We start from the raw sequence: 22,874 nt of genomic DNA on the forward strand, positions 1-22,874 counted from the left end.
ACGACGGCGGCACGCCAGCGTGACGCTCGCGGCTAGCGGGAGGCGCCCCCAGCTCGAGCGCTAAAGGGCCTCAGTCCTTCTCGTAGATGGCCTCGATGTCGGAGGCGAACTTCTCGGCCACCACATTGCGCTTGACCTTCATCGTCGGCGTGAGTTCGCCGGTGTCCTCGGTGAAGTCGACCGGCAGGATGCGGAACTTGCGAATCGACTCGGCGTGCGACACCGCCTGATTGGCGTCCTTGATCGCCGCGTCCACCTCGGCGACCAGGTCGGGATCGGTGGTCAGATCGCTCACCGACGCGCCGGCCCCCTTCTGGTTGCGCTGCTTCCAGCCGTCGAACGCTTCCGGGTCGATGGTGATCAACGCGCCGACGAACGGCTTGTTGTCCCCGACGACCATCGCCTGGCTGATCAACGGATGCGCCCGCAGCCGGTCCTCCAGAACGGCCGGCGCGACGTTCTTGCCCCCGGCGGTCACGATGATCTCCTTCTTGCGCCCGGTGATCTTCAAGAAGCCGTCTTCGTCGAGCACGCCCAAATCGCCGGTCCGGAACCAGCCGTCGCTGAACGCGTCTTCGGTGGCCTGCTCGTTGCGCCAGTAGCCGCTGAACACCACACCGCCGCGCACCAAGAGCTCGCCGTCGTCGGCGATGCGCATGCTGTTGCCGGGCACCAACGTTCCGACGGTGCCGATCTTGACATTGCCGACCTGGTTGACGGTGATCGCCGAGCTGGTCTCGGTCAGGCCGTAACCCTCGTGGATGGTCAGGCCCACGCCGCGATAGAAGTGCCCCAGCCGCGAGCCCAGCGGCGCGCCGCCGGAGACGGCCGCGTGGCAGTCGCCGCCCAGCGCGGCGCGCAATTTGTTGTACACCAGCCGGTCGAACACGGCGTGCTTCGCGCGCAGCGCGAGTCCGCGGCGGCCGCGGTCCTGCGCCTCGCTCCAGTCGACGGCGGTCTGCACGGCCGTCGCGAAGATGCGGCCCTTGCCGTCGTTGGAGGCGTTCTGCTCGGCGGTGTTGTAGACCTTCTCGAACACCCGCGGCACCGACACCACCACCGTCGGCTTGAATACCGCGAACAGCGGCACCAGGTTCTTGATGTCGCTGGTGAAGCCGACGGTGACCTTGTTGGCGAACGCGGACAACGTCAGCGAGCGCGCCAGCACGTGCGCGAGAGGCAAAAAGACCAGCAGCCGCTGTCCCTCGTCGAGCAAGGTCGGCAGGCTCTCCTTGGCGCCGCGGGTTTCGTACAGCAGATTCGAGTGCGTCAGCTGGCAGCCCTTGGGCCGCCCGGTGGTGCCCGACGTGTAGATGAGGGTCGCCGGGTCCTTGGCCCGCAGTGCCTCGAGGCGCGCGGTCAGCTCGGCCGGTTTTACCGATGCGCCGGCCTCCACCAGCTGGTCGAGCGCCCTGGGGCCCGAACCGTCGATGTGCAGCACCCGGCGTAGCGCGGGCAGTTCGGCGGTCAGCTCCGTGACCATCGCGGCGTGCTCGTCGGTCTCGGCGAACGCCAGCACCGCCTCGGAGTCCTGCAGCACCCAGCGGACCTGCTCGGCCGACGACGTCTCGTAGATGGGCACGGTGACCGCGCCCACCGCCAGGATCGCCAGGTCGAGGATCGCCCATTCGTAGCGGGTGGCCGAGAAGATGGAGACCCGGTCGCCGGCCTGCACGCCCAGGGAGATCAAACCAAGTGCGGCGGAGCGGATCTGGTCAGCCGCCTCGGCGCAGGTGACGTCGGTCCACTCACCCTCGACTTGACGCTGGTAGATGACGAAGTTGGGGTCGTCGCGCCCGTGTTCGAAGACCATCGCGGCGATGTTGTCCTGTTCGCCGACGGAAAAGCGGGCGGGGACGCTGTACTCACGCACTCTTATGACCTCGATTGACCTCGTGAAGATTCCCGGGAGCCGGGTTGCTGCCGACCAGCCTAATCCGCGCGTTGACCCAGCACGGCCATTGCCCGCTATGACGTCCCGAGCGCCCTCGGCGGGGCACGGCGGGCCGGTGTGTGAAGCTGTGGTCATGAACAGCATCCAGATCGCGGATGAGACGTTTGTCGCCGCCGACGGCGCGCGCGTCGGGGCCGCGGTCGCCCATCGGTCGAACTGGCGCCGCTGGTGGCCGGACCTGCGGCTGCAGGTCGTCGAGGAGCGCGGGGAAAAGGGCATCCGGTGGGCGGTCACCGGCGCGCTGACCGGGACCATGGAGATCTGGCTGGAGCCGTCGCTGGACGGCGTCGTGCTGCACTACTTCTTGCACGCCGAACCCACCGGGGTGGCGGCCTGGCAGCTCGCCAAGATGAACTTGGCGAAGATGACGCACCGCCGTCGGGTGGCGGGCAAGAAAATGGCCTTCGAGGTCAAGGCGACACTGGAACGGTCACGTCCGGTCGGAGTTTCTCCGGTAGTTTAGCCGGGTCGGGTCCGCGCAGAGAGTACCGTGTCGGACCGAGACCCGAGGGGTCCCCCACCATCGGAGGGGTCGATCCGTTCGCGGGAGAGAGGGCAGCAACCAGGTGGCGGAGAAGACGACGCAAACCATCTATATCGAAGCCGACCCGGGCACCGTCATGCAGGTGATCGCGGATATCGATTCCTATCCGCAGTGGATCTCAGAGTACAAGGAAGCCGAGGTTCAGGAGAAGGACGCCGACGGCTACCCCAAAGTCGCGCGGATCGTCATGGACGCCACGGTGATCAAGGACACGATGGTGATGTCCTACAAGTGGCCCAAAGACCGCCAGTCCGTGAGCTGGACGCTGGTGTCGAGCTCGCTGCTGCGTTCCCTTGAAGGCTCATATCGGTTGGCGGCCAAAGGATCTGGTACCGAAGTCACCTATGAACTGTCCGTTGACCTGGCCATGCCGATGATCGGCCTGCTCAAGCGCAAGGCCGAGCGCCGGTTGACCGACACCGCGCTGAAGGATCTGAAGAAACGAGTCGAGGCTGAGTGAGTCCACTGAATTCGGAGCGCCCGCCCCGGCCCGGATCAGCCTTTTCGTCGGCAAAGGCGGGGTAGGGAAATCCACCCTGGCTTGCGCCACCGCCGTCGGTGCGGCGAGCACCGGGCAGCGGGTGCTTGTGGTCTCCACCGACCAGGCGCACTCGCTGGGTGACGTCCTGGGCATCCCCGTCCCGCCGAGCCAGGGCGAAGCGGTTCGGGTGCTCGCCGATGACGCGGAGGCCGGCGGCGGGTTCCTCGACGCACTGGCGTTGGACACGCTGGCGCTGCTCGAGGCCCGGTGGCACGAGGTGGTCGCCGCGCTGGACCGGCGCCTTCCCGATTCGGAGCTCAATACCATTGCGCCCGAGGAGCTTTCGGCGTTACCGGGTGTTCAGGAAGTGCTCGGTCTGCATGCCGTCGGCGAGCTGGCCCGCTCGGGAGAATGGGACCGCGTGGTGGTCGACTGCGCGTCGACCGCCGATGCCCTGCGAATGTTGACCCTGCCCGCCACCTTCGGGCTGTATGTCGAGCGGGCGTGGCCGCGACATCGCCGGCTGTCCGTCGGCGCCGACGACACCCGGTCCGCCGCGGTGGTCGAACTGCTGGAGCGGATCAGCTCTCATGTGGAATCGCTCAGCACGTTGCTCACCGATGGCGATCTGGTCAGCGCGCACCTGGTGCTGACCCCCGAGCGGGTGGTCGCGGCCGAAGCGGCCCGAACCCTGGGCTCACTGGCCCTGATGGGGGTGCGCGTCGAAGAGCTGATCGTCAACCAGGTTCTGTTGCAAGACGACTCGTACGAGTACCGCAACCTGCCCGAACACCCGGCCTTCTACTGGTATACCGAGCGCATCGTCGAGCAGCAGGGCGTGCTCGACGAGCTCGACGCCACCATCGGTGAGGTGGCGCTGGTGATGACCCCGCACCTGTCCGGTGAACCGATCGGTGCCAAGGCGCTGAGTGGGCTGCTCGATGCCGCGCGGCGCCGGGGCGGCACGGCGCCGCCGGGTCCGCTGCGGCCCACTGTCGACCTCGAGTCCGGCACGGGGCTAGGGTCCGTCTACCGAATGCGGCTGGCGTTGCCGCAACTCGATCCGTCAGCCCTGACGTTAGGCCGCGTCGACGATGATCTGATCATCAGCGCCGGGGGATTGCGGCGCAGGGTTAAGTTGGCATCAGTACTTCGGCGATGCACCGTCTTGGACGCACATCTGCGGGGTAGCGAGTTGACGGTGCGTTTTCGACCAGATCCGGAGGTGTGGCCTAAGTGAGTGGGGCTCATTCCGACATCGGTCCGGAACTGCGCAGGCTCGCCCAGACAATCCTGGACGGCATCGACCCCGCGGTGCGCGCGGCGGCGGCGCTGACGGCCGGCGCGGGCGTCGGCACCGGCAAGTGTCAGCAGATCTGGTGCCCGGTGTGCGCGCTGGCCGCGTTGGCGACCGGCGACCAGCACCCGCTGCTCACCGCGATCGCCGACCACAGCGTCGCCCTGCTCGAGGTGGTCCGCGACATCGTCAACGACATCGACCGGACCGCCAAACCGACGCCGCAACCGCCGAACGGTCCGCCCGGCGGCGGCCCCGCCCCGCCGGGGGACGCCAACGACGCCATGCCGAGAACCCGTTATCAGCCCATCCCGGTCACGCTCGAGGAGTGAGCGGGCTGCGTCGCAGGTGGTCCCTGCCGATGGGGATGGGTACAGTTGGCGCAGAACATCAGCGCCTGCAGCCGAGAGGGAGCGCCATGTGGTACTGGCTATTCAAGTACGTGCTCCTCGGCCCGCTGCTGTCACTCCTGGGGCGGCCGAAAGTTGAAGGGTTAGAACACGTTCCGAGTTCGGGGCCGGTGATACTGGCCAGCAACCACTTGGCGGTGATGGACAGCTTCTACCTTCCGCTGGTGGTGCGGCGCCGAATCACCTTCCTGGCCAAGTCGGAGTATTTCACCGGCACCGGTCTGAAGGGCTTGTTCCAGCGTTGGTTCTTCACCGCCGTCGGTCAGGTGCCGATCGATCGCACCGATGCCGACAGCGCCCAGGCCGCGCTGAACACCGCCAAGCAGGTGCTGAGCCAGGGCAAGTTGCTGGGCATGTATCCCGAGGGCACGCGCTCGCCGGACGGGCGGCTGTACAAGGGCAAGACGGGGCTGGCGCGGCTGGCCCTGGAGACCGGCGTTCCGGTGATCCCGGTCGCGATGATCGGCACCAACGTCGTCAACCCGCCGGGGACGAACATGCTGCGGTTCGGCCGGGTCACCGTCCGCTTCGGCAAGCCGATGGACTTCTCCCGGTTCGACGGGCTGGCCGGCAACCGCTTCATCGAGCGGGCCGTGACCGACGAGGTGATCTACGAGCTGATGGGCTTGTCCGGCCAGGAATACGTCGACATCTACGCGGCGAGCCTGAAAAAGGGCGGTAGCGGCGAGGCGGCCGACGGGGAGGCCGTGCGGATTCCCGAGACCGCCGCCGGTTAGCCGGCCGCGGTAACCGGCGTCAACTCCTGCGGGGCCGCATCCCGCGCGCCCCCGCGGGCGGCGACGGTGACTCCGACCGTGACGATGACGGCCAGCGCCCACCACACGTACGACATTCCGGCCAGCTGACGCCACCACGCCGCGCTGGCCTCGTGATGCTTGGGCATCAGGTCGATCGGCGACCAGCGCATCAGCGCCACTCCGACAGCGCTGACCACCACCAGCGCCGCGTTGCGGCGCCGCCAGCCCACGACGCCGGTCACCAGCACCGCCGGCAGCACCCAGACCCAGTGGTGCGACCAGGACACCGGCGACACCACCAACCCGAACAGCGCGACGCATACCACCGCAAGCGCGGGCTCATCGGCGCGCAGCGCCCGCCGCATCGCCCAGACCGTCATCGCGAGCACCAGCAGCGACGCGGCCATCCAGAGCAGGGACCGTTCCTGGTCTCCCAGCCCCAGCCGGGCCAGGGCACCGGCGATGTTCTGGTCGGTGTTCAGCGACGCGGAACCGATCCGGTCGGTGTGATGCACGGTATGCGTCCAGTACTCCCAGGAGTCGTTCCAGGCCAGGACGAAGCCGAGCAGCGTCGCCCCCACAAACGACGCCAGCGCGGTCAGCGCCGCGCGGTTGTCCCGCCGCAGCAGGAAATACAGCAGGAACACGGCCGGGGTCAGCTTCAACGCCATGCCCAGGCCCAGCAGCAGACCGCGCGGCCACGGCGTGCGCCGCGGGAAACAATCGGCGATCACCAGCGTCATCAACACGACGTTGATCTGGCCGTAGGCGAAGTTCGAGCTGATCGGTTCCAGCCAGATAGACGCCGCCGCCGCGGCAACGATGCCCAGCCACAATCTGCGCAGCCAGGGCGGGCCGGGCAGCGCCGTCGACGCGCTCCACACGCCCAGGCGGGCCAGCACCAGCACGGTCGACACGATGAGCAGCACCAGCGTCAAAGCGGTGATCGCGACGCTGGCGGTGGGCATGTGCATCCAGGCGAACGGGCAGAACGCGATGGCCGCCAGCGGCGGATAGGTGAACGGCAGATCCACGATCGGCGTGTGGAACAGCACCTCGCCGCGGTACAACGGGTGGCCGTCCATCCAGGCCCGGGCGCCCATCTGATAGACGTCGATGTCGATGCGATAGGGCGTGTGCCCGAACAGCTGCCACGCGGCGTAACCCAGCCCCGCGGCGGCCGCCAGCCACGCCAGGGGCCACAGCACCCACCCGGGTCGATTGCCCACGCCGGGCGCCTGCCGTGTACTCATGTCGCACAACAGCGTAATGGGTGCGCGGGGCCCGACCCGCCTGGTGCAGGGCGGGTCCCACCACTCGGACGCAGACAGGCGTAGGTTTCAATAGTGCTCCATTCGTTCGTGACCGAGGTGACCCGATGGTTCGCCCATGATGTTCACGACAGTGGCCACCTGCCCCTGCTGTGCTGCCTGGTCGCCTTCATCCTGACCTTTTTCGTCACGCGCACCTTCGTGCGTTTCATCCGCCACCGCGCCGCTACCGGACGCCCCACCCGGTGGTGGCACCCGCGCAACGTCCACGTCGGGGGAGTGCACATCCACCACGTGACCTTCGGGGTCGTGCTGACCCTGCTCTCCGGCTTGATGCTGGTCACCTTGTCCATCGATGGGCATGAGCCCGAGTTCATCCTTGCCGCAACGCTTTTCGGGATCGGGGCCGCTCTGGTCCTGGACGAGTACGCGCTGATCCTGCATCTGTCCGACGTCTACTGGTCCGAGGACGGCCGGACCTCGGTGGACGCGGTGTTCGCCGCGGTGGCGGTCGCCGGGCTGTTGATCATGGGACTGCACCCGCTGATGTTCTTCCTGCCGATCTGGCACGGCGCCGACTCGACCGTGCTGCGGGCCGTGGTGGGCAGCGCGATGGCGTTGACGCTGCCGATGGCGGTCGTGGTGGTGCTCAAGGGCAAGGTGTGGACCGGTCTGCTGGGCATGTTCCTGGTCGTCCTGCTGGTCATCGGCGCCATCCGGCTGTCGCGCCCGCACGCCCCGTGGGCTCGCTGGCGGTACTCCACGCGGCCGGACAAGATGCGCCGCGCGCTGCAACGCGAGCGGACGCTGCGCCGCCCCGTAGTGCGGGCCAAGCTGTACTTGCAGTGCGCGATCGCCGGCACACCGCGGTTGCCCGACGAACGCACCGTCGACGCGAGGCTCGACCACGAGGTCCACCCCGCGCCGGCGCCCACCGGGCCCATCCTGATCAGTCGGTAGCTCGCGGCCTGAGCCGACGGACCGGCTCTTGCACGCGCCGTTGCGGCGCTCGCCGTCGGCAACGTCCAGCTAGGCTTCCCCGGGTGCGGTATTTCTACGACACCGAGTTCATCGAGGACGGCCGCACCATCGAGCTGATCTCGATCGGCGTGGCCGCCGAAGACGGCCGGGAGTACTACGCGGTGTCCACGGAATTCGACCCCGAGCGCGCCGGGCCGTGGGTGCGTGCCAACGTGCTGCCCAAGTTGCCGCCGCCGGCCTCGCAGCAGTGGCGCTCCCGCCGGCAGATCCGGGAAGACCTGGAGGCCTTCTTCGGCGTCGATTCTGGGGGGGCGGCCCGCGAGCCGATCGAGCTGTGGGCGTGGGTGGCGGCCTACGACCATGTGGCCCTGTGCCAGTTGTGGGGGACCATGCCGGAGTTGCCGCGGCCCATTCCCCGCTTCACCCGCGAACTGCGGCAGCTATGGGAAGACCGGGGCAGCCCGCGGATGCCGCCACGGTCATCCGATGCGCACGACGCGCTGGTCGACGCGCGGGACCAGCTGCGCAGGTACCGGCTCATCACAGCCGGCGACTAAGACCGCGGGCCGAGTCGCGTTCGCGCAGATCAGCCCCGACCGGGGGCGCCCGCACCCCCGCTAAGATGGACCGATGAACTGGACCGTCGACATACCGATCGATCAGCTGCCGCCCTTGCCGCCGCTGCCGACCGATCTGCGGGCCCGGTTGGACGCCGCGCTGGCCAAACCGGCCGCCCAGCAGCCCAGCTGGCCTGCCGAGCAGGCGACGGCGATGCGCACTGTCCTGGAAAGCGTGCCGCCGGTGACGGTGCCGTCGGAGATCGTCCGGTTGCAGGAGCAGCTCGCCCAGGTTGCGCGGGGCGAGGCGTTCCTGCTGCAGGGCGGCGACTGCGCGGAGACGTTCACCGAGAACACCGAACCCCACATTCGCGCCAACGTGCGCACCCTGCTGCAGATGGCGGTGGTCCTGACCTACGGCTCGAGCATGCCGGTGGTCAAGGTGGCCCGCATCGCGGGGCAGTACGCCAAGCCGCGATCGGCCGACATCGACGCGCTGGGTCTGAAGTCTTACCGGGGCGACATGATCAACGGCTTCGCCCCGGACGCCGCCGTGCGCGAGCACGACCCGTCGCGACTCGTGCGCGCCTACGCCAACGCCAGTGCGGCGATGAACCTGGTTCGGGCGCTGACGTCCTCGGGATTGGCCTCGCTGCATTCGGTGCACGACTGGAACCGGGAATTCGTGCGGACGTCGCCGGCCGGCGCCCGGTACGAGGCGCTGGCCACCGAGATCGACCGCGGCCTGCGCTTCATGAGCGCCTGCGGGGTGGCCGACCGCAACCTGCAGACTGCCGAGATCTACGCCAGCCACGAGGCTTTGGTGCTCGACTACGAGCGATCCATGCTGCGCCTTTCCGAGAGCGACGGCGGCGAAGCGCAGCTGTACGACCTGTCGGCGCACACCGTGTGGATCGGCGAGCGCACCCGCCAGCTCGACGGAGCCCACGTCGCCTTCGCTGAAGTGATCGCCAACCCGATCGGCGTCAAGATCGGCCCGACGATCACCCCGGAACTGGCCGTCGAATACGTCGAGCGGCTCGACCCGCACAACAAGCCCGGCCGGCTGACCTTGGTGAGCCGGATGGGCAACAACAAGGTTCGCGACCTGCTGCCCCCGATCGTGGAGAAGGTCCAGGCCACCGGTCACCAGGTGATCTGGCAGTGCGACCCGATGCACGGCAACACCCACGAGTCGTCCAACGGCTACAAGACCCGCCACTTCGACCGCATCGTCGACGAGGTGCAGGGCTTCTTCGAGGTGCACCGCGCGCTGGGCACCCACCCGGGCGGCATCCACGTCGAGATCACCGGCGAGAACGTCACCGAGTGTCTTGGTGGGGCGCAAGACATTTCGGACAACGACTTGGTCGGACGTTACGAAACCGCTTGCGACCCAAGGCTGAACACCCAGCAATCGCTGGAGTTGGCCTTCCTCGTCGCCGAGATGCTGCGCGACTGACTTCCTGCAGAGGTGTTGGCCGGGCCCTACCCGGCCACCAGTCCGTTGAGGTTGCTCCCGATGGTCCACGCCGCGGCGGCGGCCAGCCCGGTGATCGCCAGCACCAGCGCCACCCAGACCAGCACCATGCGCCGGCCGTGCTGGCGCGCCCACACGAATTCGCTGATCGGTATTCCCGCGAATTCGCCTGTGACAGGCTCGTATTCGTAGTCTTCGTCGGGCTCATCGCCGGTCTGCAGTTCCGGCTCCGACCAATCCTCGGGACCCCGCGTCATCTGGCGAGTGGGTTGACGCACCGGTGCCGGCCCGGGCTGCGGCGCAGTGGCCGGGCGCTGGGCGGCCCGGCTGCGCTGCAGCGCCGCCGACCGGTGTTGTGCGGAGTTTTGGGGCGCCGGCACGGAGAAGTCGGGCAGCGCAAGCTCTTCGGCGATCGCCTCGAGGTCGGCCCGCATCTCGATCGCGTCGGCATAGCGCTCGGCTGGTTCGCGGGCCGTCGCACGCCCCACGAACTCGTCGAACTGCGCGGGCACACCGTCGATGGCCGCGCTGGGCGCCGGCACGTCGCTGTCCAGCCGCTGGTAGGCAAGCGACAAGGCCGAATCGCCGGTGAACGGCGTGCGTCCGGTCAGCAGCTCATAGGTCATGATCCCCGCGGAGTAGACGTCGCTGCGCGGACTGGCGTCGCCGTCGCGCACCTGCTCGGGCGACAGGTAGGCCGCGGTGCCCAAAATCACGCTGCTAGAGGTGATTCCGGCCGCCGCGACGGCCCGGACCAACCCGAAGTCGGCGATCTTGACCTCGCCGTCGTCGGAGATCAGCACGTTCTCGGGCTTGACGTCGCGATGCACCAGGCCGGCCCGGTGCGCGGCGGCCAGCCCGCCGAGCACCGGACGAAGCACCGCCGCCACGGCGTACGGCGGCATGGGCCCGCGTTCGCCCAGCAACTCGCGCAGCGTGCCACCCTCGATGAGCTCCATCACCAGAAACGGGTGTCGGCCGTCCAGGCCCTGGTCGTAGACCGCCACCAGCCCGGGATCCTTGAGCCTGGCCACGGTTTGGGCCTCGCGCTGAAACCGGGTCAGGAATTGCGCGTCGCCGGCGTAGCGGGAATCCATCACCTTCACCGCGACGGGCCGGTCGAGCCGGGTGTCCAGGCCGCGATACACCGTGGACGTGCCGCCGCTGGCGATCCGGGACTGAACCCGGTAGCGGCCGTCCAGCAAAGCGCTGTCCAACGGGTCGGCCGGCCCGCCTTCGCGCGGGTGACGGTGCGGGCCCGCCCGGCCGGAGGCGGGGGTCTGACCCGCTCGCGGGGACGGGCCGGGCGGTTCAGCTTTGGCCACGGGGCCATCGTATGTGCGCCCCCGGGATTGCCCGGCAGAACACGGGCTCAAGGCCGGCATCTAGGCATACACTTGCCCGGATGAGCAGTATTCCTGCCGGCGACGATGTGCTGGAGCCCGACGAGCCGATTTACGATTTGAAGCGGGTCGCCGAATTGATGGGGGTGCCGGTCACCAAGGTGCATCAGCAACTTCGGGATGGGCACCTGGTTGCGGTCCGGCGCGACGAGGGCCTCGTGGTCCCGCAGCTGTTCTTCACCAAATCCGGTGAGGTGGTCAAGAGCCTGCCGGGTTTGTTGACGATCCTGCACGACGGCGGCTATCACGACACGGAGATCGTGCGCTGGTTGTTCACCAGGGACCCCTCGCTGACGGTCACCCGCGACGGCAGCCGGGATGCCCTCAACAACGCCCGTCCCGTCGACGCCCTGCACGCCCACCAAGCGCGGGAGGTCGTGCGCCGGGCGCAGGCGATGGCCTACTGAGCCCGATCGCTCATCCGACCGTGACGTCGGCTCCTTCGTCCTGTTGTGCGGGAGCCCGGTACAGGCTGTACCACGCGATCACCGCGCAGGCGGTGGCCAGCGAGAAGTGCAGCCACGAGTACATGCCGTGCGAGCCATCGGGTTTGAAGATCACCATCACCCAGGTCGACAAGCCGCCGATGATCGCCACCGCCCGTCGCGACTGCGCGAGCGGGGCCACGATCGCCAGCGGCCACGAGTAGTACCAGGGCAGGGCGGCCGGCACGAACAGCACCACGATCAGCATCGACCACGCGATGCCGGTCAGCGCGGCCCGGTCGTCGCGGCGGAAGCGCCACCACAGCAGCGGCAGCGAAACCGCTATGACCGCGATGCCGACCAGCCGGGTGACCCGAAGGATCGGATAGAAGCTCACCGGGAAGAACCCGCTGCCGATCGCGTGGATCAGGTTGGCGGCCGCGGTCGGCACCGTCAGCCAGTTGATGATCTTCACCGATCCGGCCAGCGCGGTCAGCCATCCCAGACCGACGGCGGCGACTGCCGACACGATCGCGAAGACGACGGCGAAGATCAACAGCGATAACGCCGTCGCGGCGAAAAACGCTGGCATTGGCCGATATCCGCGCCGATCGCGCAGATGCCGCATCCACACCCACACCAAAAACGGCAGCGCGATGCCCGCGGTGGCTTTGACCGCGATGGCGACCGTGATGAGCGTGATGCCGGCAACGTGGCGGCCACCGAACGTCAGCGCGACACCGGCGGCCATCAAGCCCACCATCAACATCTCGTTGTGCACCCCGCCCATCAGATGGATGAGCACCAGCGGGTTGAGCACACAGATCCACAGCGCCGTCGGACCGTCGGCGCCCAGATGGCGCGCCACGCGGGGCGTCGCCCAGACCAGCAACAGCAGCCCGGGCAGCATGCACAGCCGCAGCAACGCGGTGCCCGCCACCACGTTGTTGCCCACGATGATGGTGATGATCTTCGCCACCAGGATGAACACCGGGCCATAGGGCGCGGTCGTGATCGACCAGATGGGACTGACGTTGTCCAGCAAGCTGTTCGGGTTGGCGACGGGACCGACCGCGTACGGATCCAGGCCGTCGCGCAGCAGTGCGCCCTGCGCCAGATACGAGTAGGTGTCCCGGCTGAAGACGGGCACCGACACCAGCAGCGGCGCCAGCCAGAAGCCGGTCGTGGCTTTCATGACGAACTCGCTCGCCTCGCCGCCCAGCACCCGACGGCCCAGGCTCAGCCACGCGATCAGCATCAGGCCGACGCCGGTCCATAACACGATCGACGACAGCACCAGGCCGTGGCCAAAACGCAACCAGGACATGTGCATCGACTCGAGCAGCGGATCGTGCTGCCGGGTGCTGCCGGCGCCCAATCCGCCCAGGGTGATCAGCACCGATCCCAGCAAGCCCAGCTTCGCCGGTCCGGAGTCGGCGGCGGCGACGAATGCCTTCAGCTGTGAAAACCATTCTCCCCGAGCGGGTTTGGCGGCCGGCGAATCCGCTGCAGGGGTGTCCGTGGGCGTCGTCACCGGTTCAGGCCGACCGGTTCGTGGCCAGCTTGGCCAATTCGGACAGCCCCGCTTTGGCCGCGGTGTTGATGGGCGCGGCCGCCAGGGTGGCCAGCGCCCGCTGGGTCAGCGCGGCGATTCGTTGTTCGGCCGCGGCCAGAGCGCCCACCGCCTCGATGACGTCGCGCAGCTGATCCACCTGCGCGTCGGTCAAGCGGGCCCCAACCGAGGTCCGTAACAGGTTGGCGGCCAACGGGTCTGACTTCTCCGCCAGCTCCACCGCCTCGGCCAGCAGCACGGTGCGCTTGCCCGATCTCAGATCGTCCCCGGACGGTTTGCCGGTGACGGCGGGGTCGCCGAAAACCCCCAGGACGTCGTCGCGCAGCTGAAACGCCACCCCCAGGTCCGTCCCGAATTGGCTGAAGGCGTCGTGGACGTCGGGCCGGTCGGCCGCGGCGGCCGCCCCGAGCTGAAGCGGCCGAGACACCGTGTAGCAGGCCGTTTTGAAGGTGTCGACGTTCATTGCCGAGGCGATCGAGGCGGCCGCGCTGGCCTCGGCGACGATGTCGAGGTACTGCCCGCCGAGCACCTCGGTGCGAATGTTGGCCCAGACCCGCCGCACCCGCTTTTGGGCCTGGGGCGTCAAGTCGACACCGAAGACGATGTCATCGGCCCACGCTAGCGCGAGATCGCCGAGCAGGATGGCGGCCGATATGCCGAACTGCTCCGGGGAGCCCTGCCAGTGCCGGTCGCGGTGGAGCTTCGCGAACTGCACGTGCGTGGTCGGCCGGCCGCGGCGGGTAGAGGAGTCGTCGATCACGTCGTCGTGCACCAGCGCGCAGGCGTGCAGCAGCTCGAGAGCGGAAAACAGCAGCAGCACTTGCTCATCGGGGGCTTCGGTGGTCACGGCGCGCCACCCCCAATAGGCGAACAAGGGCCGTAGCCGCTTGCCCCCGTTGAGCACGAAATCTTCCAGCGCGGCAATCAGACCGCTGTAATCCTCACCGATGTACGCGGTCTCGGTGCGCCGGTCATGCATGTACCGCCGCAATTGGTCGGTGATGGCCCCGGTCAACTCGACGGTTGCCGCTGCTTCTGAAGCTCCTAGGCTCAGCGCGGCACCCCTTTCTGCTCGGCTGACTGGGTGTTCCAGGCCCGACCAGTGTATTCGCCGCCCCACCCGTGTCACCCCGCACATGACCCGGGCCACCGGACCCAGTTGCTTCGCCTGCCTCACTAACCCGCCCCTATGCTGGCGGGTGCGCTGGGGCTCGCGCGGAATCCGCGCGTCCCGCAGGGCGCCCCCCGGGAGTCGTCAGATGGAGAGAAGCCGCGTGACCCTCAACACCATTGCGCTCGAGCTGGTGCCGCCGAACGCCGACGAAGGTCGGGAGCGGGCACTCGAAGAGGCGCAGAAAGTGGTGCGGAATTCCGCCGGGTCCGGCCTCGACGGCCGGATCCGGCACGTGATGATTCCGGGGATCATCGCCGAGGACGACGACCGGCCCATTCAGATCAAACCCAAGTTGGACGTGCTCGACTTCTGGTCGGTCGTCAAACCGGAACTGCCCGGCATCAAGGGCCTGTGCACGCAGGTCACCGCCTTCATGGACGAGCCGTCGCTGCGGGCGCGGCTGTCCGAGCTGACGTCTGCCGGCATGGAAGGCGTTGTCTTCGTCGGCGTTCCGCGCACCATGAACGACGGCGAGGGCTCCGGCGTGGCCCCCACGGACGCCCTGTCGATCTACCGCGAGCTGGTGACCAACCGCGGTGTCATCCTCATCCCCACCCGGGACGGCGAACAGGGCAGGTTCAACTTCAAGTGCGACCAGGGCGCCACCTACGGCATGACCCAGCTGCTGTACTCCGACGCGATCGTGGGCTTTTTGACCGAGTTCGCGAAAACGACCGACCACCGGCCGGAGATCCTGCTGTCGTTCGGCTTCGTGCCGAAGATGGAGAGCCGGGTCGGACTGATCAATTGGCTCATTCAGGACCCGGGCAATCCGGCGGTGGCGGCCGAGCAGGAGTTCGTCAAGAAGCTGGCCGCGGGCGAACCCGCGCAGAAGCGCCAGCAGATGGTCGACCTCTATAAACGCGTCATCGACGGGGTCGCCGGGCTCGGCTTCCCGCTGAGCATCCATCTCGAGGCGACCTATGGGAATTCCGGGCCGGCCTTCCAGACGTTCGCTGAGATGCTCGCCTACTGGTCACCGGCCGGGCAGTACAGCTAGCTCGGCGGCGGTTGGTCGCGCGGCGCGGTCAACCGCGGTGAGCGATCCCGGCTGACCCAGGCCAACAGCCCCACCACGCCCGCGGCCGCGAACGACGCGATGCACAGCCACACCACCGCTCCGGTGAAGGACCGGGTGTTGGGGTCGGTGTAGCGGGCCTGGGCGGTCATGGTGCTCACCACGCCCGGTTTGAGCTTCCACGCCACCACGTCGGGTTCGACTCGATCGCCGTTGGTGGAGGTCACCACGCCGGGGAAGGCCACGGTCAGCTCCACGTCGGCCTCGGGGTCGGTCAGCGAGGTCAGGTCCGCCCGGCCCTCCAGGAGCACCAGGTTGCCGTTGCGGCGCAGCGTCAGGTTTACCCCGGAGGCGTCGGAGTTCATGTTGGCCAGCTGCGGCAACTCCGCGAACGTCAGATCGGAGAACACCGCCTGCGAGCCGACGTAGCCGTCGCTGTCGTAGTTCGACACCGCCACCTTCTGGCTGAACGGCAGGTTGTTGCTGTCGAGTTGTGGACCGGTGTCCTTGGAGGTCTTGGGCTTGGCGGCGGCGACGATCTCGCCGGACACCAGGTCGTCGGGGGAGATGGTGAGCGAGGCCCTGACCCGCAGGCACCCGGTGGCCAGCGGCACCAGCAGCAGCAACATCGCGATGGCCGTCAGGCGGCGCCGCCGAGCTCGAAACGCTCGGGATCCTCGGCTGCTGGACGGGGGAGAGCTGGCTCGCACCAGGTCATCGTGCCAGATCCGATGTGCCAGTTAGTGGAGTCTTCCGATGTGTGCCGAGTTGGGGTGTTACAGAGGGAGCTTGCGGCCCAGGATCGCGAACGCCCGCGGGTCGCCGGCGAAGTGGTAGCCGCGGATGACATCGGTGAAGCCCAGGCGCCGGTACAGCCGCCAGGCGCGGTTGGGCTCACCATTGGTTTCCGGCGTGGAAAGCAGCACATTCTGTTCGGCGCGACCTGCCAGCAGCCGTCGGGCCAACGCCTCGCCCAGGCCGCGGCCCTGAGCGCGGGGATGGATGTGCAGCTCGGTCAACTCGAAGTAGCTGTCCATCAGCCGGGAGATCTCCTGGGGCGGCGAGCCGCCACGCTGCATGCCCAGCACGACCTGCTGCTGCCACCATTGCCCGGGCGCACCGGGGTAGCCGTAGGCCACGCCGAGCAGCGGGGCGCTGGCCAAGTCCTCCGCCGAGGGCGGTTGTGCGCCTGCGTCTTCGGCGTCCCGGGTTTCGACGACGCCGGCGCCCTGCCAGCCCCGCCGCCGGATGTGCTCGAGCCACATCGCGGCGCGCTGATTCTCGGTGCCCCGCGGGTAGCGCATCGCGTCGACGTACACCGCCAGGGCATCACCCAGGCGACGCTCCATGTCGTTGGGAAGCAGATCGATGAGGAATATCGCCAACTCGCGGTGTCCTCCTCATCGGTCGTCGGGCCTAGGAAGCGGTGGCGGCATCATGTGGTCGCTGTGGCCGGTGTCTCTTTGCCCATTATCGGACCCGGCTGCGACGGCCGGGCGGGCGGTCGCGGCACCGGACCGGTGCGCCGTCCCGGTTCGGGAAGCCGGTTGTAGCGCACGGCCGTTGCGGTCCGGCCGAGCGCCGGCAGGCGGGCGGGATAGAATCGGCGGCGAACCAGTGGTATGGGGCAGATCGACCTCGTATCATTGAATTAATGCCCTCCCAACGGGCATCCGCGTGTTACACCGATAGCCACGCCCACACCGTCGGCAAGGAGGGACGAATGCCACTCTCCGATCATGAGCAGCGGATGCTCGATCAGATCGAGAGCGCGCTCTACGCCGAGGACCCCAAATTCGCGTCAAGTGTTCGCGGTGGAGGGTTTCGTGCACCTACCGCCCGTCGGCGGCTGCAGGGCGTGGCACTGTTCGTCATCGGTTTGGCGATGCTGGTCTCCGGGGTGGCGTTCAAGGCAACGATGATCGGAAACTTCCCGATTCTCAGCGTCTTCGGGTTCATCGTCATGTTCGGCGGAGTGATCTTCGCGATCACCGGTCCACGGTTGTCCGGCAGGACCGATCATTCCGGGCCGGCGCCCACCGCACTGCGTCAGCGCCGCAACAAGGGCGGCGGTTCGTTCACCAGCCGCATGGAGGACCGGTTCCGCCGCCGCTTCGACAACTAGGCGCAGCCACGCACTCGGGGTAGCCATCGGCTGCCCCGTTTTGTTTCTCCAGTATTCGGTGGCGTCGACCCTTCCCCGCTTGACCATCAACCGTCGATGCCGTTTCGCAGCCCAATCGAGCCCTAACCGAGGCGCGTCGTGGCAGTCGTGCCCCACCGCGCCCCACTAGAGTCCCCCATGACGCCCCACTTGGCGTGTTTGGCCTGGTAAGCGCGCTTCATTCGATGCCCTCGAGCAAGCCCGTGCATGCCCTCGACACACCTCATGCGGCGCATTGACGGCGTCCTGACGTCGAATAACCCCGGAAACGCCACGACGACGCCTCAAGAATGGGGCAGAGTGGGGGATTGTGGGGTATGGTGGCTGCAGTGTTTGGGTGACCCCAAAGGGGAGGTGAGCTGGTGTTTCTCGGCACCTACACGCCCAAACTCGACGACAAGGGGCGGCTGACGCTGCCCGCCAAGTTTCGCGACGCGCTGGCAGGGGGGTTGATGGTCACCAAGAGTCAGGACCACAGCCTCGCCGTCTATCCGCGGGCGGAATTCGAGCAATTGGCCCGCCGCGCGAGCAAGGCCTCGCGGAGCAACCCCGAGGCCCGGGCGTTCCTCCGCAACCTCGCGGCAGGCACCGACGAGCAGCATCCCGACGCGCAGGGCCGGATCACGTTATCGGCCGATCACCGGCGCTACGCGAACCTTTCGAAGGACTGCGTGGTCATCGGCGCGATCGACAACCTCGAGATCTGGGATGCCCAGGCCTGGCAGGACTACCAGCAGACCCACGAAGAGAACTTCTCCGCGGCCAGCGATGAAGCACTCGGCGACATCATCTGAGGCGCATGCCCGTGCAACGTGGCCTCTGCCCGAACCGACCCTGGCGTACTTCCCCAACGCCAGGTTCGCGTCTTCGGTCAGAGACCTCGATGCAGGGGCCGCCCGCCTTCCCGAGCACCCGTGCCGGCAGATCCGTGGAGGCGTTGCGGTGGCAGAGAATTCGAGTTCCGACGACCACGGGCATGTCCCCGTCCTGCTGGATCGCTGCGTCGAACTGCTCACCCCCGCGCTGACCCGTCACCGCCCCGACGGGTCGGGGGCGACGCTGCTCGACGCCACCCTCGGCGCCGGCGGGCATGCGGAACGATTCCTCACCGACCTGCCGGGGCTGCGGCTGATCGGACTCGACCGCGACCCCAGCGCGCTGGGCATCGCCCGGGCCCGGCTGGCGCGCTTCGCCGACCGAGTCACGCCGGTGCACGCGCGCTACGACGGGATCGCCACGGCGCTGGACGAATCCGGTTATGCGGCAACCGAATCGGTGGATGGAATGCTGTTCGACCTCGGGGTGTCGTCCATGCAGCTGGATCGCGCGGAGCGGGGCTTCGCCTACGCCCAGGACGCGCCGCTGGACATGCGGATGGACCCCTCGTCGCCGCTGACCGCGGCCGACATCGTCAACACCTACGACGAGGCGGAGCTGGCGAACATTCTGCACCGCTACGGCGAAGAGCGGTTCGCACGCCGCATCGCCGCGCACATCGTGCGCCGGCGTTCCCGTCAGCCGTTCACGTCGACGTCGGACCTGGTGGCCCTGCTGTACGAAGCGATTCCGGCCGCCGCCCGGCGCACCGGCGGACATCCGGCCAAGCGCACCTTCCAGGCGCTGCGGGTCGCGGTCAACGACGAACTGGACACCCTGCGCCGCGCCCTCCCTGCCGCCCTGGACGCGCTGGACGTCGGCGGTCGCATCGTGGTGCTGGCCTACCAATCGCTGGAGGACCGGATCGTCAAGCGGCTCTTCGCCCAGGCGGTCGCGTCGCGCACCCCGGTGGACCTGCCGGTCGAGCTTCCCGGCCATGAGCCGCGCTTCCGGTCTTTGACGCACGGCGCCGAACGCGCCGACGCCGCCGAGGTCGAACGCAATCCACGCAGTGCCGCAGTGCGGTTGCGGGCTCTGCACCGAACGAAGTCAGGGCAGGTTAGCGGGAAAGGCGAGGCATGAGAGCGGAACGCGAGACGTCGAAACGGCGCGGTGGCAGCGACCGTCGGGGCGCACGCGACGGTTCTGCCCGGCGCAGCACTCGTCCCGCGGCCGAATCGGGATCGGCGCGGCGCACCCGCAGCGGCCGGAGCTCGGCGCCCGCCCGCGAAACGCGCGCGCCCAAGTCCGGACCGCAGACCAGCCCGATGGCAAGGCCCGTCGACCGCCAGGCCCGCCCCAAGAGCACCAGCCAGGCCAAGGCGCGGGCAAAGGCGCGGAAAGCCAAGGCGCCCAAGGTGGTTCGTCCCCGCCTGACCGAACGGTTGGCCGCCCGGCTGGCGTCGATCGACCTGCGGCCGCGGACGTTGGCCAGCAAGGTTCCGTTCGTCGTCCTGATCATCGGTGCGCTGGGCATCGGCCTCGGGCTCACGCTGTGGCTGTCCACCGACTCCGCCGAGCGTTCCTACAAGTTGAGCCACGCCCGGGAGCGGACCCGGTTGCTGCAGCAGCAGAAGGAAGCGCTCGAGCGCGACGTGCGCGAGGCGGAGGCCGCCCCGGCGCTGGCGGAGGCGGCCCGCAAGCAGGGCATGATCCCGAGCAGGGACACCGCACACCTGGTCCAGGACCCGTCCGGGAACTGGGTGGTGGTCGGCACACCCAAGCCGGCCGACGGCGTTCCGCCGCCGCCGCTGAACAGCAAGCTTCCCGACGAAATGCCGCAACCCCCCAAGCCGGCGGCCGCGCCCCCGGAGGTCTCGACTCTGGTCGGGCCGGCCCCCGGTGGCCCCGCCCCGGCCAGGTCCGGGCCCGAAGCGCTGCTGCGCGCCCCCGACGGCGCGTCGACGGTGGGCGGGCAGCACCTGCCGCCTGTGGCGCCCCCAGTGCCCGGCGCGCCTGCCGCCCCCGGGCTGCCGGTGCCGGGTACGCTGCCCGGCATGCCAGGCGGACCGGCGACGGGTGCACTGCCCGGCCTGCCCGCTGCACCGGCGACCGGCCCGGTCACCGGACGCGCTCCCGGCGCGCTGCCGGGGTTGCCGACTCCGGGATTGCCGACTCCGGGGTTGCCCACGCCGGGCGGACCCGCGACTCCGCCAGCCCCGGCCGAGGTACCGATTCCCTTGGGCGGGCTGCCGATTCCGGCTCCGGGCCAGGTGCCCGCGCCGTTGCCCGCTGAGATCCCGGTCCCGTTGCAGCTGGGCCGTCCGGCGGCGCCGGCCCAACCGGTGGCCCCGACCGGGCCGGCTAACGGCCTGCCCGGTGCCGCGGTCGTCGCGCCGCCAGGTGGGCCCAGGTGAGCCGCGGTGACTCCCCGCGGGCACGACGGTCGCAGTCCGCACGGCCGACACGTGGTCCCCGTAAGGACGTGCAGGCCAAGGGCGTACGGCAACCGAAGCGGCGCGTGAAGCCGCAGAAAACGGACGTTCGCGAGCCGAAGCGGTTCCGGAAGGCCAAGCAAGCCAAAGCCGCCGGGGCGGCACAACGGTCCGAGGCGGCGGCCGGGCACTCGGCGCGGCAGCGCCGCACCCGCCAGATCGTGGAATTGACCAGCCGCGGCGGGTCGTTCGTCTTCCGGCATCGCGCGGGCAACGTGGTCATCCTGGTGTTGATGCTGATGGCCGCCGCCCAATTGTTCGTCCTGCAGGTGACCAACGCGTCGTCGCTGCGCGCCCAGGCCGCCGGTCAGCTCAAGGTCACCGACGTGGAAAAAGCGGTGCGCGGCAGCATCATCGACCGCCAAAAGGACCAGCTTGCTTTCACCATCGAGTCGCGGGCGCTGACGTTTCAGCCGAAACGGATCCGCAAGCAACTAGAGGAAGCCAGGGCCAAGAACTCGACGGCCCCGGATCCGCAGCAGCGGTTGCGCGATATCGCCAAAGAGGTGTCCAGCCGGCTGGGCAACAAACCGGACTCGGCGACCGTTTTGAAGAAGCTGCAAACCGACGACAACTTCGTTTATCTGGCGCGCGCCGTCGATCCCGCTGTCGCCAGCGCGATCTCGGACAAGTATCCCGAGGTCGGTTCCGAACGCCAGGATCTGCGCCAGTATCCGGGCGGATCGCTGGCGGCCAACATCGTCGGCGGCATCGACTGGGACGGTCACGGCCTGCTGGGTCTGGAAGAGGCGATGGATTCGGTGTTGTCCGGCACCGACGGCTCGGTCACCTACGACCGCGGCTCCGACGGTGTGGTCATCCCGGGCAGCTACCGCAATCGGCACCGGGCGGTCAACGGCTCGATGGTCCAGCTGACCCTCGACGACGACATCCAGTTCTACGTGCAGCAGCAGGTGCAGCAGGCCAAGAATGTGTCTGGCGCGCATAATGTTTCGGCCGTCGTGCTCGACGCCAAGACCGGTGAAGTGCTGGCCATGGCCAACGACAACACCTTTGACCCCTCCCAGGACATCGGGCGTCAGGGCGATAGACAGCTGGGCAACCTGGCGGTGTCCTCGCCGTTCGAGCCCGGCTCGGTGAACAAGGTGATCACCGCGTCGTCGGTCATCGAGTACGGGCTGACCAATCCCGACGAGGTGTTGCAGGTTCCCGGCACCATCCAGATGGGCGGGGTGTCCATCCACGACGCGTGGGAGCACGGAGTGATGCCGTACACCACCACCGGCGTGTTCGGAAAGTCCTCCAACGTCGGCACTTTGATGCTCGCGCAGCGCGTCGGGCCGGAGCGCTTCTACGACATGGTCCGCAAATTCGGTCTGGGGCAACGCACCAACGTCGGCCTGCCGGGTGAAAGCGCCGGACTGGTGCCCCCGATCGACCAGTGGTCGGGTAGCACCTTCTCGAACCTGCCCATCGGGCAAGGTCTTTCGATGACGCTGTTGCAGATGACCGGGATGTACCAGACGATCGCGAACGACGGCCTGCGGATACCACCGCGGATCATCAAGGCCACCATCGCCCCCGACGGCACGCGCACCGAAGAGCCGCGCCCGGAAGGCGTGCGAGTGGTGTCGCCGCAGACGGCGCAGACCGTGCGCAACATGCTGCGTGCCGTCGTGCAAAAGGACCCGATGGGTTACCAGCAGGGCACCGGGGCCGCGGGAGCGGTGACGGGCTATCAGATGGCCGGCAAGACGGGCACCGCGCAACAGATCAACCCGGCCTGCGGCTGCTACTTCGACAACGTCTACTGGATCACGTTCGCCGGAATGGCCACCGTCGACAACCCCAGGTATGTCATCGGCATCATGATGGACAACCCGGAGCGCAACGCCGACGGCACGCCGGGCCACTCGGCGGCCCCGCTGTTCCACAACATCGCCGGCTGGCTCATGCAGCGCGAGAACGTGCCGCTGTCGCCCGATCCAGGCCCGCCGTTGACGTTGCAGGCCACCTAGCGGGTCGGCGCCGGACAGCCGCGCGGCGATCGCCCGCGCGCAGCCGCCCCGACTGCTCCGTCGGCGCGCGGATCGGCTCATGGCCGGTTGCGGC

The 22,874-nt window shown here is 68.5% G+C and carries 22 protein-coding genes; 15 read left to right on the plus strand and 7 right to left on the minus strand.

The window, feature by feature from the left end; translation table 11 throughout:
• Positions 1-70: 70 nt before the first annotated feature.
• A complete protein-coding gene (locus AC5Y7E_RS16195) occupies positions 71-1,873 on the minus strand; it encodes an AMP-dependent synthetase/ligase (protein WP_499949785.1) in 1,803 nt (600 codons plus the stop codon).
• A gap of 154 nt (positions 1,874-2,027) precedes the next feature.
• On the opposite strand from AC5Y7E_RS16195, the gene AC5Y7E_RS16200 reads away from it, so the two are divergent.
• The 5 genes from AC5Y7E_RS16200 (at position 2,028) to AC5Y7E_RS16220 (ending at position 5,423) form a co-directional block, all read left to right on the plus strand.
• Positions 2,028-2,417, plus strand: coding sequence for a polyketide cyclase / dehydrase and lipid transport (locus tag AC5Y7E_RS16200; protein WP_499949786.1), 390 nt, complete (start codon positions 2,028-2,030; stop codon positions 2,415-2,417).
• A 103-nt stretch (positions 2,418-2,520) separates the two neighbouring features.
• Complete coding sequence (locus AC5Y7E_RS16205; RefSeq protein WP_499949787.1) at positions 2,521-2,958, plus strand: SRPBCC family protein; 438 nt, start codon at positions 2,521-2,523, stop codon at positions 2,956-2,958.
• Positions 2,951-4,219: an ArsA family ATPase gene (locus AC5Y7E_RS16210; RefSeq protein WP_499950067.1), complete on the plus strand. Its 1,269-nt coding sequence runs from the start codon at positions 2,951-2,953 to the stop codon at positions 4,217-4,219. Before AC5Y7E_RS16205 ends, AC5Y7E_RS16210 begins: the two co-directional genes overlap by 8 nt.
• Positions 4,216-4,608 carry a hypothetical protein gene (locus AC5Y7E_RS16215; protein ID WP_499949788.1) on the plus strand — a complete coding sequence of 131 codons (393 nt, stop codon included), beginning with the start codon at positions 4,216-4,218 and terminating at the stop codon, positions 4,606-4,608. The genes AC5Y7E_RS16210 and AC5Y7E_RS16215 overlap by 4 nt, the downstream gene beginning before the upstream one ends.
• Positions 4,609-4,694: 86 nt before the next feature.
• Positions 4,695-5,423: a lysophospholipid acyltransferase family protein gene (locus AC5Y7E_RS16220; protein WP_499949789.1), complete on the plus strand. Its 729-nt coding sequence runs from the start codon at positions 4,695-4,697 to the stop codon at positions 5,421-5,423.
• Here the strand turns inward: AC5Y7E_RS16220 and AC5Y7E_RS16225 are convergent.
• Positions 5,420-6,697, minus strand: coding sequence for a glycosyltransferase 87 family protein (locus AC5Y7E_RS16225; protein WP_499949790.1), 1,278 nt, complete (start codon positions 6,695-6,697; stop codon positions 5,420-5,422). The two genes, AC5Y7E_RS16220 and AC5Y7E_RS16225, sit on opposite strands and share 4 nt — an antisense overlap.
• Before the next feature lie 108 nt (positions 6,698-6,805).
• Here AC5Y7E_RS16225 and AC5Y7E_RS16230 point away from each other — a divergent pair, with 108 nt between their 5' ends.
• The 3 genes from AC5Y7E_RS16230 to AC5Y7E_RS16240 all read left to right on the plus strand — a co-directional run bounded on the left by AC5Y7E_RS16230 (position 6,806) and on the right by AC5Y7E_RS16240 (position 9,715).
• Positions 6,806-7,675 carry a hypothetical protein gene (locus AC5Y7E_RS16230; protein WP_499916739.1) on the plus strand — a complete coding sequence of 290 codons (870 nt, stop codon included), beginning with the start codon at positions 6,806-6,808 and terminating at the stop codon, positions 7,673-7,675.
• Positions 7,676-7,758: 83 nt separating this feature from the next.
• Complete coding sequence (locus AC5Y7E_RS16235) at positions 7,759-8,253, plus strand: polyadenylate-specific 3'-exoribonuclease AS (RefSeq protein WP_499949791.1); 495 nt, start codon at positions 7,759-7,761, stop codon at positions 8,251-8,253.
• Positions 8,254-8,326: 73 nt separating this feature from the next.
• Positions 8,327-9,715, plus strand: a complete 1,389-nt coding sequence (locus AC5Y7E_RS16240) for a class II 3-deoxy-7-phosphoheptulonate synthase (RefSeq protein WP_499915981.1) — start codon at positions 8,327-8,329, stop codon at positions 9,713-9,715.
• 26 nt (positions 9,716-9,741) lie between these two features.
• Here the strand turns inward: AC5Y7E_RS16240 and AC5Y7E_RS16245 are convergent, their stop codons facing one another.
• Positions 9,742-10,950 (minus strand): protein kinase domain-containing protein, encoded by a 1,209-nt coding sequence (locus AC5Y7E_RS16245; protein ID WP_499950069.1) that lies wholly within the window; start codon positions 10,948-10,950, stop codon positions 9,742-9,744.
• 188 nt (positions 10,951-11,138) lie between these two features.
• Between AC5Y7E_RS16245 and AC5Y7E_RS16250 the strand changes: the two genes are divergently transcribed.
• Positions 11,139-11,543, plus strand: a complete 405-nt coding sequence (locus AC5Y7E_RS16250) for an Rv2175c family DNA-binding protein (RefSeq protein WP_499915983.1) — start codon at positions 11,139-11,141, stop codon at positions 11,541-11,543.
• A 10-nt stretch (positions 11,544-11,553) separates the two neighbouring features.
• On the opposite strand, the gene AC5Y7E_RS16255 is transcribed toward AC5Y7E_RS16250, so the two are convergent.
• A complete protein-coding gene (locus tag AC5Y7E_RS16255; RefSeq protein ID WP_499949792.1) occupies positions 11,554-13,095 on the minus strand; it encodes an alpha-(1->6)-mannopyranosyltransferase A in 1,542 nt (513 codons plus the stop codon).
• Positions 13,096-13,099: 4 nt separating this feature from the next.
• Positions 13,100-14,149, minus strand: coding sequence for a bifunctional (2E,6E)-farnesyl/geranyl diphosphate synthase (idsA2, locus tag AC5Y7E_RS16260; protein WP_499915987.1), 1,050 nt, complete (start codon positions 14,147-14,149; stop codon positions 13,100-13,102).
• Positions 14,150-14,408: 259 nt separating this feature from the next.
• Between idsA2 and AC5Y7E_RS16265 the strand changes: the two genes are divergently transcribed.
• Positions 14,409-15,308, plus strand: coding sequence for a mycobacterial-type methylenetetrahydrofolate reductase (locus AC5Y7E_RS16265; protein ID WP_499950070.1), 900 nt, complete (start codon positions 14,409-14,411; stop codon positions 15,306-15,308).
• On the opposite strand, the gene lppM is transcribed toward AC5Y7E_RS16265, so the two are convergent.
• The gene (gene lppM, locus AC5Y7E_RS16270) at positions 15,305-15,955 is read right to left on the minus strand and encodes a lipoprotein LppM (RefSeq protein WP_499915989.1); all 651 of its coding nucleotides are present in this window, start codon (positions 15,953-15,955) and stop codon (positions 15,305-15,307) included. The two genes, AC5Y7E_RS16265 and lppM, sit on opposite strands and share 4 nt — an antisense overlap.
• Positions 15,956-16,102: 147 nt before the next feature.
• Positions 16,103-16,711, minus strand: a complete 609-nt coding sequence (locus AC5Y7E_RS16275) for a GNAT family N-acetyltransferase (RefSeq protein WP_499949794.1) — start codon at positions 16,709-16,711, stop codon at positions 16,103-16,105.
• Between the two features lie 338 nt (positions 16,712-17,049).
• Between AC5Y7E_RS16275 and AC5Y7E_RS16280 the strand changes: the two genes are divergently transcribed.
• From AC5Y7E_RS16280 to AC5Y7E_RS16300, 5 genes are all read left to right on the plus strand, one after another.
• Entirely contained in the window at positions 17,050-17,451 is a 402-nt protein-coding gene (locus AC5Y7E_RS16280; protein WP_499949796.1) for an SCO2097 family morphological protein, read from the plus strand.
• A 401-nt stretch (positions 17,452-17,852) separates the two neighbouring features.
• Positions 17,853-18,284 carry a division/cell wall cluster transcriptional repressor MraZ gene (mraZ, locus tag AC5Y7E_RS16285; protein ID WP_067352892.1) on the plus strand — a complete coding sequence of 144 codons (432 nt, stop codon included), beginning with the start codon at positions 17,853-17,855 and terminating at the stop codon, positions 18,282-18,284.
• Positions 18,259-19,449: a 16S rRNA (cytosine(1402)-N(4))-methyltransferase RsmH gene (rsmH, locus tag AC5Y7E_RS16290; protein ID WP_499949798.1), complete on the plus strand. Its 1,191-nt coding sequence runs from the start codon at positions 18,259-18,261 to the stop codon at positions 19,447-19,449. Before mraZ ends, rsmH begins: the two co-directional genes overlap by 26 nt.
• Positions 19,446-20,723 carry a cell division protein FtsL gene (gene ftsL, locus AC5Y7E_RS16295; RefSeq protein WP_499949800.1) on the plus strand — a complete coding sequence of 426 codons (1,278 nt, stop codon included), beginning with the start codon at positions 19,446-19,448 and terminating at the stop codon, positions 20,721-20,723. Before rsmH ends, ftsL begins: the two co-directional genes overlap by 4 nt.
• Positions 20,720-22,780, plus strand: coding sequence for a peptidoglycan D,D-transpeptidase FtsI family protein (locus AC5Y7E_RS16300; protein ID WP_499949801.1), 2,061 nt, complete (start codon positions 20,720-20,722; stop codon positions 22,778-22,780). The genes ftsL and AC5Y7E_RS16300 overlap by 4 nt, the downstream gene beginning before the upstream one ends.
• Positions 22,781-22,874 lie beyond the last annotated feature (94 nt).

The sequence above is a fragment of the Mycobacterium sp. NGS17 genome, assembly GCF_059813205.1.